We start from the raw sequence: 9,028 nt of genomic DNA, 5'->3' as shown, positions 1-9,028 counted from the left end.
GAGCGCCGTGTGCTACATCACGTCGAACGAGCCATCCAGATTGCATTCCCGATGATCGCCACCGCTATCTTCAGGCAGAAACGCGGTCAGGTCATAGGGCAGCAGTACCGTATCCAGCGCGAAGGAGAAGGGTACGTCGATCAGGCCCACTAAGCCACCGGGGCCGTTGCGCGTGGCGAAGTTCCAGCCAAAGCGTGTGCCCGGATAGACACAGCGCTCGCCATCGAGGTGAATGAGGGTACTCCAGCAGCCACTCAACATCAGCGGCAGCGAGAGCGTCAGGTACTTGGCAATCCTTTTCACAAGGGTTGACACCCCTTTCTGGTCTTTCATCAACGCGGTCCTTCAACCAGCCGTAATTCCCCATCCCGATACTGCACCTCACGCCCCAGCCACTCGCTGCTCACTTGCGGCAGCACTGCCGAGGGTTTGCGCAGTTCGCGCAGCAAGGTCGAACCATGGGACAACCGCCCACCCATGCGCGCAATCACGGCCCGTGCGGCCTGATAGTGGGCATGGCGGCCGGGGTCGAGGCTGTCTTCGAGGAGGATGTCCTGGCCCAGGATGCCTTGCACCTGGCCAGGGTAGATCATGAAACCGGTGGCCTGTTCGCTGCCCTGGCTGCCGTCTTGCCAGAAGCTGCCGTCGCGCGTGCGCACGTCAGGATGCGGGCCGAACCAATCGGCACGCTGGGCTTCAGGCATGGCGTGGTGCACGCGGAAGAAAATCCGCATCAGGTTGTCCCGGTACCACTCGCGCACTTGCAGGTAGTAACCCCGCAAGCCGGGCAGGCCGAGGCGATGGGCCAAGGTAACGGCGGATGGCCAGGCGGGCAGCGGCTGCAGTGGCAGGTCGGTCGGCGCCGGCCGCGGCGTGCCGGGGTCTGTTTCCCACGGCAGACGGTGGGGGCTGTGCTGCAGATCGTTGTAGGCGGTCGCTGGCCGGCCCAGCCAGGCACCGCCGCTGCTGGCCAGGGCCGTGGCGATGCACAGGTTGCCTTGCACCACGAAGACATAGAAGCGGCTGAACCAGTCTGCCAATTGCTGGCCGTCAGCCCCGGCGGCCTGCAGCTGCGCCAGTTCCGCGTCGAAGCGTTGCAGGCCCGGGGCCAGGGCCTGCAGGTGGCTGCGTGCAGCATGCTGCATGCGCCACAGGCGCGGCACAGCGCGCAGCAGGCGCAGCGGGCGCCAGGGCAGGGCGGGGGTGGCGCCGCCGACTTCGCCCGCGTAGCTGGCAGCGGAGATGCCCCAGTCGGCCAGGCGGGCAAGGAACAAGTCGTTGTTGATGTAGGAGGCACCGCCAAACACGGCGGTGAAGGGTTCGTTGTCCTGCAGCACCCGGCTGTCCCAGCGCGCCATGATCGCCGGGATGCTGGCGGCAGCGCGGCGCTGGGCGTATTCGACGTAGCGGCTGGGTTGCGGCGGCAGGATCTCGGCGATGTTGGCCGAGGTCAGGTGGCGGCGCCAGCCATGCTCGCTGATCGGGCGATACTGCAGCAGCCACAGTTGCTGGCCGTCCCAGGCCCATTCGATATCGCCGGGCACGTAGTGGAAGACGTTCAGCACGCCTTGCAGGAAGTCCCAGAGGGCCTTGGCTGTCAGGCCATGCACGTTGGCGAAGTGGCCGCTTTGCCAGGCAGCGCCCAAGCGCGACAGCGTTGCGCGCCGGGGGCTGGCCTGGCCGTCGGCCAGCGCTTCCAGGTGGCCTTCGAGCCACTCCAGCTCCACCGACAGGTGACGCACGAAGGCGATACCGGACACCCTTGGTTGGATGAAGCGCTGCACCACCACTTCCTCGACGCCGGCGTCACGCAGTGCGCTGACACGGTCGGCGACGGCGTCGCCGGGCACGCGCAGGTAAGTGGTGCTCAGGCCGGCATTGGCGGCATCGGCCTGGTCCTCGGCATAACTGGAGGAACGCACGGCCCACAGGGCATCCGGGGCCGAGGCAAGCAGCCTGGCAAGGCGCGGGTCGTTGCCGTCGTCCAGGCTCAGGGCTTCGGGCACAGCCTGGCCGGCCAGTGCCGCCAGTTGCAGGCGGCCGCCTTTGGTGTGGGCGACGAAGCCTTGGCTGGCTGACTCCAGCCAGGCGACAAATTCGGCCGGCGCATCGATCCAGGGGTAGTGGCCCCAGCCCGGTTGCAGGCTGATGCGCAGGTCGGCGCGGGCGAGGATCGCTGACCAGGCGGCGGCCTGGGCGATCCCCAGCACGTGGTCGTGGTCGCCCCATACCAGCTCGATGGGGTCGGTGACCCACTCCAGCAGCGGCAGCGCGGTGTCGGCGCGCAGTTGCGCCCAGGAGGGCACGAAGGCGCGGCAGCGGGCATAGCCGGCACCCATGCGCTGGTACTGCGCGGGCGTCCAGCGCTGGCTGGAAAACTTGGCGGCGAACCAGTGCGGCTTGTGGCTGAGCAGCCAGTGGATGGCCTTGCGCAGCGGCAGCGGCGACATCAGCGCCGGCAGTCGGCGTTGCCAGAGGAAGGCGCCGACCGGGGCCAGCAGCACGCTGCGGCTGAAATGGCCGGGGCTGCGCTGCAGGGCATGCAGCACGATCAGCGCGCTGACGCCAACGGCCATGATGGCGTGCCCGCGTTCGCTCAGGCTCAGCAGGGCTTGCGCATACTCGTCCAGGTCCTTGCAGGGCGGCGCGGGGTTGTCGCCGAAGCCGGGCAGTTCCAGGGCCTGCACCCGGTAGTGCCGGAAGTGCGGCAGGGCATCGTCCCACCAGTCGGCGGCGCTGCCGTTGCCGGCCAGCAGGTACAGCAGAGGCTTGCTCATCGATGCTCCTCAGGCCAGGTCGCGCAAGGCGCTGTCCAGGGTCGGGTACTGGAAGCGGTAGCCGGCCTGCTCCAGGCGGCTCGGCAGCACGCGCTGGCCGTCGAAGAACAGCTCGGCCATTTCCCCGGCAAGCGCCCGAACCGGTGCAGCGGGAACATGCAGCCACACCGGGCGCTTGAGCAGTCGGCCGACAGTTTGGGCGAAGGTGGCCTGGCTGACCGGCTCGGGGGCGACCAGGTTGTAGGTGCCCTGCATTTCGCTGTCGACCATGGTGCGCGCCATCACCGCCAGCACGTCGTCACGGTGCACCCAGCTCATGATTTGCCGGCCATCACCCATGCGCCCACCCAGGCCCAGGCGGAACGGCATCAGCAGGGGCGCCAGCGCACCGCCAGGGCCGAACACCACGCCCAGGCGCAGCACCACCTGGCGAACGCCGAGGGCGCTGGCCGGGCTGGCGGATGCCTCCCAGCGATCGCACAGTTCGGCCATGAAGCCGTCGCCTTTGCTGGCGCTTTCGTCCAGTGGCTGGCTAGCGTCGCGTACACCGTAGTAACCGATGGCCGAGGCCTGGATCCACAGCGCCGGCTTGTGCCGGGCCTGGCGTGCCCAGTGCAGCAAGGCCTCGGTAGTGCCGACCCGGCTGGCCAGCAGCTGCGCCTGGCGACGCGGTGTCCAGCGTGGCCCGGCGACGGGCGCGCCCGCCAGGTTGATGACCACGTCGAAGCGCTCGTCATGGCCGAGTTTGTCGAGGCTGCGCAGGCAGCGGGCGCGGCCGTCGAACAGGTAGGCGGCGCGCAGCGGGTCGCGGGCCAGCACGCTGACGCTGTGACCGGCATCGAGCAACTGGTTGACCAGGGTTTCGCCGATGAAGCCGGTGCCGCCAGTGACCAGCACCTGCTTGTAGGCGCTGCCGGCGAACGGGTTGGTTGGCGGCCCCTGGCGGTGCAGGCGCAGCGTCGCCAGCGCATCGCGGATCCCCGACGCCGTCACACCGAGGGCGAACAGGGTCAGCAGCCAGCCGCGCCAGCCGAGGTCGATGGCCACCAAGCCATCGGGCAGGCTCGACCACTGCAGCAGCTGCAGGCCGTACAGCGCGAAGAAGGCGCCAGCGTTGATCGCCAGCACGGTATGCATGATGCGCTCGATGGCCGGCAGCTTGCGGCTGCGGTCCTCGACCACGAAATCCCACAGGGTCAGGCCGATCTCCAGGGTGAAGACCACCGCCACGATAATCGCCCAGACGCCCTGGAACGCTACATGGGCGATACCCAGGAACAGGATGCCGTAGCAGCACGAGCGCACTGCGTGGATCGCCAGCTCCAGCCGCGCACTGTAGCGCTGGGGCAGGGCAACGGTCAGTTCATGGTGGTAGACAGTGTCCAGCGCGCCCAGCAAACCTTGGATCAGCAGCAGGTTGAGGGCCCAGGAGAGGATCGGCAGTTCAGCCACGTTCAAGTCCTTTCAAAGTGGTGGTGGGGCGGTCGCAGCGATACAGCCACAGCAACGGTGGCAGCAGGGCGAGCAGGGCCAGGCCATCGATGACCAGGTGCGACCACATGCCGGCCTGCAACGACACCACCATGTCCTGCGGTGCCCACAGCACGATGCCGAATGCCAGCCAGGCCCACGCACTGTGGCTGCGCAGGCGGTCGCCCAGCCGGATCAGGCCGAGCATGTACAGCGAGTAGCTTTGCAAGGTGGCGCCGAACAGTGCGAGCCACCACACCTGCTGCGCGCGGGCAGGCGCTGGCGCTGCCTGGCCCCAGAACGCCTGCTCGATGCTCAGCTGGTAACTGCCCAGCCACGCGCTATGGCCGGCCCAGGTGAGGCCCAGGCCAATCAGCAAGTGCATCAGCGCTGCGGCTTGCAGCCAGCGTACCCATGCACGGCGCACATCGCATCGTGCGGTAAGAGAGCGGAGCATTCCTTGTCCTGTCGGCTTCCGTGACGGCGGCCAGTGTACTTGAATTGCGCAAGTGGTCGTAGGCGCTGGCTCTTTGCGCCACTGGTCGAGGCGCTGGCACTTCAGCCCTTCGCATTTCTTCTGAGTTAAAGGTGCAGATCCGCTGCACCGCACACCGGAGACCCACCATGACGACAGATACCCCGAAAAAGCAGGATGTGGGTGAAGCGTGGTCGCAGCAGCGACCGGAAGACTGGAACCCGCCGCCAGGCAATCCGGGTTCCGATCAGGACGCGCAACAGCAGCGGGAGAACGGCACTGCCCGCACTCACGAGAATGTCGAAGTCCCGCTGCCGGCGGACGACGAGGCCCCGGTCGAGGAAGAGATGCAGGATGTGGACGCCAACAACTCGGTGTCCAGCGAACACCCGCAACCTCGTTGAGCGATTGCGGTGGCGGTCGGTACCCTGTGGCAGCGGGCGAGCCCGCTCCCACAGGGATGGCGTCGGATGCTGAAGGGTTGTACGCCAGCCTCCTCATCGACCCTGTCTATCAAGCCATCCACCCTATCAATTTGACTGCGACATTCTGCCTCAGTAACGTGCGCGGCTCTTCGTTGTAGCGCCAGAGACCACCTGTTTTGCCTTCCCCCTGAAGCACCTCGCATCACTTCGCCACCCGTAAATTCCTGACTGCCGGCGTGCCTCCGGGCGTGCCTGTCGTCCCTGCGTTCGAGTTTCCGAAATGTCTGTCAATGCCCCCGCCCGGATCACTGAACTCGTCATCGAGGCCGGTACCAAGAAAGCCCATTTGCCTACCCGCGCACTGCTCATCCTCGGCTTTCTTGCCGGTGGCTTCATCTCGATGGGCTTTATCCTGGCTATCCATGTCAGCGCGATGATTCCCGGGCAATGGGCTTCGCTGGGTAACCTGCTGGGGGCTGCTGTGTTCCCGATTGGCCTGATCCTGGTGATCCTGGCGGGCGGCGAACTGCTTACCGGCAACATGATGAGCCTGCCGCTGGCCATGTTCGCCGGGCGCATTCGCCTGGCGGCGGTGGCACGCAACTGGTGGCTGGTAACCCTGGCCAACTTGCTCGGCGCGCTGTTCGTGGCGTACTTCTTCGGCCACCTGCTTGGCCTCACCGAGGGCGCCTACCTGGCCAAGACCGTGGCCGCCGCCACCAGCAAGGCCAGCGCCGACTTCGTCCATGCCTTCGTCTCGGGTATCGGCTGCAACTGGCTGGTGTGCCTGGCGGTGTGGCTGGCTTTTGCCAGCCGTGAGATGAGCGGCAAGATCCTCGGCATCTGGTTCCCGATCATGGCCTTCGTCGCCATCGGCTTCCAGCATGTGGTGGCCAACATGTTCCTGATCCCGGCGGCGATTTTTGCCGGTTACCTGAGCTGGGGCGCGCTGGCCGAAAACCTGCTCGCGGTGTTCCTCGGCAATGCGGTGGGCGGGGCGATCTTCGTCGGCCTGGCGTACTACGTGTCGTTTGCTGCGACGGCCCAGGAGCAGGCCACGCTGCCGTAAGTGCCTTTACCTCGCCGGCAAGGCTGGGTAGCATGGGCGCCTCCTTCCTTTCCGGCTGTTCTGCCGTGCACCGCCCAGGCGTTGATTCGCGAAGCGGGCATACATGATGCCGACATGAGTACGGGCGCCTGACCACGGCGCACCGATAATCCGTCATCAGAAAATTCGGGATGATTCCATGATCATTCGCCAAGCTATCGCTGCCGATCACCCTCGGCTGCTCGACATCTGGCTGCGCGCCGTGCGCGCCACGCATCACTTTTTACAAGCGTCCGACATCGACGCCTTGCTGCCGCAGCTGCGCGATGTCTACCTGCATGCCGTCGAGCTGTGGGTGGCCGTCGACACCGAGGACCAGCCGCTGGGCTTTATCGGGCTCAACCAGCACCATGTGGAAATGCTCTTCGTCGACCCTGATCGGCATGGACAGGGGATTGGCCGGGCGTTGCTGGACTTCTGCCGCCAGCCGCGCGGTACCTTGAGTGTCGACGTGAACGAGCAGAACCCGCAGGCGGTGGGGTTCTATCTTCACTACGGCTTCGTGCAGACCGGGCGTTCGCCGCTGGACGGCGAAGGCCGGCCGTTTCCTTTGTTGCACATGGCCTTGCCTGACCCGGCGTAAGCCATAACCCTTGAGCCTGCAGATCAGCGCCGCACCGTCAGCGCCTGCGGGTTGGCGACGTTCTTCGCCGCGCCTTGGGCAAACGCCACCACGTTGTCGAAGGCATCGCCGAAATACAGCTCGTAGCCGTTCTTCTCCACATAGCCCAGGTGCGGCGTGCTCAGCACCCGCGGGTGGGTGAGCAGGGGGTGGTTCGGCTCGAGTATCGGCTCCTGTTCGAACACATCCACCGCAGCGAAGCCCGGCCTGCCGGCGTCGAGCGCCTGCAGCAGGGCCCCGGGCTCAATCAGCTCGGCGCGGCTGATATTCAGCAGCAGGGCGTCCGCTTTCATCCGCGACAGGTCGCTGAAGGTCACCCGATGGCGCGTTGTCTCTGACAGCCGCAGGTTCAGGCTGACGATGTCCGCCTCGGCAAAAAATGCCTCGCGCGAGGTCGCCGCCCGGTGCCCATCGGCCTCGGCCGCCGCCCGGCTGCTCTCGCTGCCCCACACCAGCACGGGCATGTCGAATGCCTGGGCGTAGCGGGCGAGCCGCTGGCCGATCTTGCCGTAGCCCCAGATGCCCAGCAGCTGGCCGGCCACCGCCTGGCCCAGGTTGACCTGCCAGTGGCCTTGCTTGAACGCTTCGATCGCGGGTACCAGCTGGCGCCGGGCGTTGAGCAGCAGCGCCCAGGCAAGCTCCGCCGGCGCCACCGGCGAGCCGCGGCCTTCGCTGACGACGATGCCGCGGGTGGTGCAGGCTTCCAGGTCCAGATGGCCGGCGACCTTGCCGGTCTGGCTGATCAGCTTGAGGTTGGGCAGCCGGTCGAGCAGGGCTGCATCGATGCGCGTGCGTTCGCGGGTGAGGACCAGGGCGTCGGCATCGGCGAAGCGGGCGGCCAGCTCATCCAGGGCGGCGGGTGGCTTGTCGTGAAACACGCGAACCTCATGCCCAGCGAGGCGTTTGAAGCATTCGAGCGAGCGAATGACGTCCTGGTAGTCATCGGGAATGGCAATGCGCATGGTGGTCGGCCCCGGCGGTCAGTGTGGGAAGGGGTTGGCCCGACGTGGCACCACCCTGGCCATACACTTGAGCACAACTCCCAGCACCACCGCCACCCCGGCACTGACAAAGATCGCCTCATGCCCGGCGCTCTGCTGCTGCAAGGCCACGAACGCCGGTGCCAGCGCCGCCGCCGCGACCTGCAGGATACTCACCCAGGGCGTCAAGGTACCGCGCGGATCGTTGGTGGCGATGGCGCCCATGTAGTAGGTCAGTGCCAGCACCCAGCCAAAGTTCATCAGGAACAACGCCACGCACAGCTGCTCGGCATCCTGTGCCTGGCGTGCCAGCAACACGATCGACAACAGCACCAGCAGCGAGCCGAAGGCGATCATCGGCCCACGCCTCACCCGTGCGCCCAGCACACTGGGCAGGGCCCCGCCGGGCAAGCCGCCGAGAATGCCCAGGCCGAACGACCAGCCCACCTCCACCGGGCTGATCCCACGCTCGCGGGCCAGTGGGTCGACAAAGCCCCAGATGCAATAGATCGCCAGCTGCAGGCACAGCATCCCCAGCAGCGCATAGCGCCCGAGCGTGGCACAACCGACACCGCTCTGGGTCACGGGTAACGGCGCCTCGCGGTGCAGGCGGGCCGGAATGGCCAGCGCGACCAGGGCGATCAACACGAACCAGCCACCGATGCTTGCTACTGCCCCACGGTTGCCGAGCACCTCGGCGAGCTGTGGCATGCAGGTGGCATACAGCGCGAACACGGCGGTCTGGATCAGCAGCGATAAACCATACGAGCGGTCCTGCCCCGGCAAGCGCCCCAGCCCGCTGATGGCGCCGGCATACAGCAACCCGGTAGCCACGCCGCAGGCCAGGCGGCACAGCACCAGCGTTGCCAGTGAGTCCAGCATGGCACTGAGCACATTGAGCAGCAGGGCCGCGAGCGCGCCTGCCAGGTACAGGCCACGGCCACCGAAGCGCCGGCCCAGCAGGGGCAACAGCAGGCTGCCGAGCAACGTCCCGGTCATTTCGCTGGACAAGATCCAGCCTTGCTGGCTCAGGTCCAGGTTCATCCGTTCGGCCACCAGGCCGATGAAGATCGGTTGCACGCCGATGATGATCAGCGCCGTGGCGGCGATGTAGATCAGGGCGGCACGCAAAAGCAGGTTGTTCTTGTTGTTGTGCATTGGAGTTTTCCGA

9 protein-coding genes are annotated in these 9,028 nt (G+C 66.6%); 3 read left to right on the top strand and 6 right to left on the bottom strand.

Annotated elements, in window-relative coordinates; genetic code table 11:
• Positions 1 to 12 precede the first annotated feature (12 nt).
• From L6D64_RS21495 to L6D64_RS21480, 4 genes are read right to left on the bottom strand one after another with little or no spacing between them, the layout of a single operon-like run.
• Positions 13 to 333, bottom strand: coding sequence for a YceK/YidQ family lipoprotein (locus tag L6D64_RS21495; protein ID WP_176508034.1), 321 nt, complete (start codon positions 331 to 333; stop codon positions 13 to 15).
• Entirely contained in the window at positions 333 to 2,777 is a 2,445-nt protein-coding gene (locus tag L6D64_RS21490; protein WP_176508035.1) for an alpha/beta fold hydrolase, read from the bottom strand. The genes L6D64_RS21495 and L6D64_RS21490 overlap by 1 nt, the downstream gene beginning before the upstream one ends.
• A 9-nt stretch (positions 2,778 to 2,786) precedes the next feature.
• Positions 2,787 to 4,229, bottom strand: a complete 1,443-nt coding sequence (locus L6D64_RS21485; protein WP_176508036.1) for a TIGR01777 family oxidoreductase — start codon at positions 4,227 to 4,229, stop codon at positions 2,787 to 2,789.
• Positions 4,222 to 4,704: a cell division protein gene (locus L6D64_RS21480; RefSeq protein WP_176508037.1), complete on the bottom strand. Its 483-nt coding sequence runs from the start codon at positions 4,702 to 4,704 to the stop codon at positions 4,222 to 4,224. Before L6D64_RS21480 ends, L6D64_RS21485 begins: the two co-directional genes overlap by 8 nt.
• Before the next feature lie 167 nt (positions 4,705 to 4,871).
• Here L6D64_RS21480 and L6D64_RS21475 point away from each other — a divergent pair, with 167 nt between their 5' ends.
• From L6D64_RS21475 to L6D64_RS21465, 3 genes are all read left to right on the top strand, one after another.
• Positions 4,872 to 5,126, top strand: coding sequence for a hypothetical protein (locus L6D64_RS21475; RefSeq protein ID WP_176507983.1), 255 nt, complete (start codon positions 4,872 to 4,874; stop codon positions 5,124 to 5,126).
• Positions 5,127 to 5,427: 301 nt separating this feature from the next.
• Positions 5,428 to 6,216, top strand: coding sequence for a formate/nitrite transporter family protein (locus L6D64_RS21470; RefSeq protein ID WP_176508038.1), 789 nt, complete (start codon positions 5,428 to 5,430; stop codon positions 6,214 to 6,216).
• A 178-nt stretch (positions 6,217 to 6,394) separates the two neighbouring features.
• A complete protein-coding gene (locus L6D64_RS21465; RefSeq protein ID WP_176508039.1) occupies positions 6,395 to 6,838 on the top strand; it encodes an acetyltransferase in 444 nt (147 codons plus the stop codon).
• A 23-nt stretch (positions 6,839 to 6,861) separates the two neighbouring features.
• On the opposite strand, the gene L6D64_RS21460 is transcribed toward L6D64_RS21465, so the two are convergent.
• A complete protein-coding gene (locus tag L6D64_RS21460) occupies positions 6,862 to 7,839 on the bottom strand; it encodes a D-2-hydroxyacid dehydrogenase family protein (RefSeq protein ID WP_176508040.1) in 978 nt (325 codons plus the stop codon).
• Between the two features lie 18 nt (positions 7,840 to 7,857).
• Positions 7,858 to 9,015: an MFS transporter gene (locus L6D64_RS21455; RefSeq protein ID WP_176508041.1), complete on the bottom strand. Its 1,158-nt coding sequence runs from the start codon at positions 9,013 to 9,015 to the stop codon at positions 7,858 to 7,860.
• Positions 9,016 to 9,028 lie beyond the last annotated feature (13 nt).

Origin of the sequence: Pseudomonas urethralis (assembly GCF_021602465.1) — a bacterium.
Taxonomy (GTDB): Bacteria; Pseudomonadota; Gammaproteobacteria; order Pseudomonadales; family Pseudomonadaceae; genus Aquipseudomonas; species Aquipseudomonas vlassakiae.
The sequence above is the reverse complement of the archived record's forward strand: the minus strand, read 5'-3'. Positions and strand labels throughout refer to the sequence as shown.

Excerpts from the sequence above, each read along its gene's own strand:
- L6D64_RS21495 (WP_176508034.1), bottom strand. The coding sequence starts at position 333 with ATGAAAGACCAGAAAGGGGTGTCAACCCTTGTGAAAAGGATTGCCAAG.
- L6D64_RS21490 (WP_176508035.1), bottom strand. The coding sequence starts at position 2,777 with ATGAGCAAGCCTCTGCTGTACCTGCTGGCCGGCAACGGCAGCGCCGCC.
- L6D64_RS21480 (WP_176508037.1), bottom strand. The coding sequence starts at position 4,704 with ATGCTCCGCTCTCTTACCGCACGATGCGATGTGCGCCGTGCATGGGTA.
- L6D64_RS21475 (WP_176507983.1), top strand. The coding sequence starts at position 4,872 with ATGACGACAGATACCCCGAAAAAGCAGGATGTGGGTGAAGCGTGGTCG.
- L6D64_RS21470 (WP_176508038.1), top strand. The coding sequence starts at position 5,428 with ATGTCTGTCAATGCCCCCGCCCGGATCACTGAACTCGTCATCGAGGCC.
- L6D64_RS21465 (WP_176508039.1), top strand. The coding sequence starts at position 6,395 with ATGATCATTCGCCAAGCTATCGCTGCCGATCACCCTCGGCTGCTCGAC.
- L6D64_RS21460 (WP_176508040.1), bottom strand. The coding sequence starts at position 7,839 with ATGCGCATTGCCATTCCCGATGACTACCAGGACGTCATTCGCTCGCTC.
- L6D64_RS21455 (WP_176508041.1), bottom strand. The coding sequence starts at position 9,015 with ATGCACAACAACAAGAACAACCTGCTTTTGCGTGCCGCCCTGATCTAC.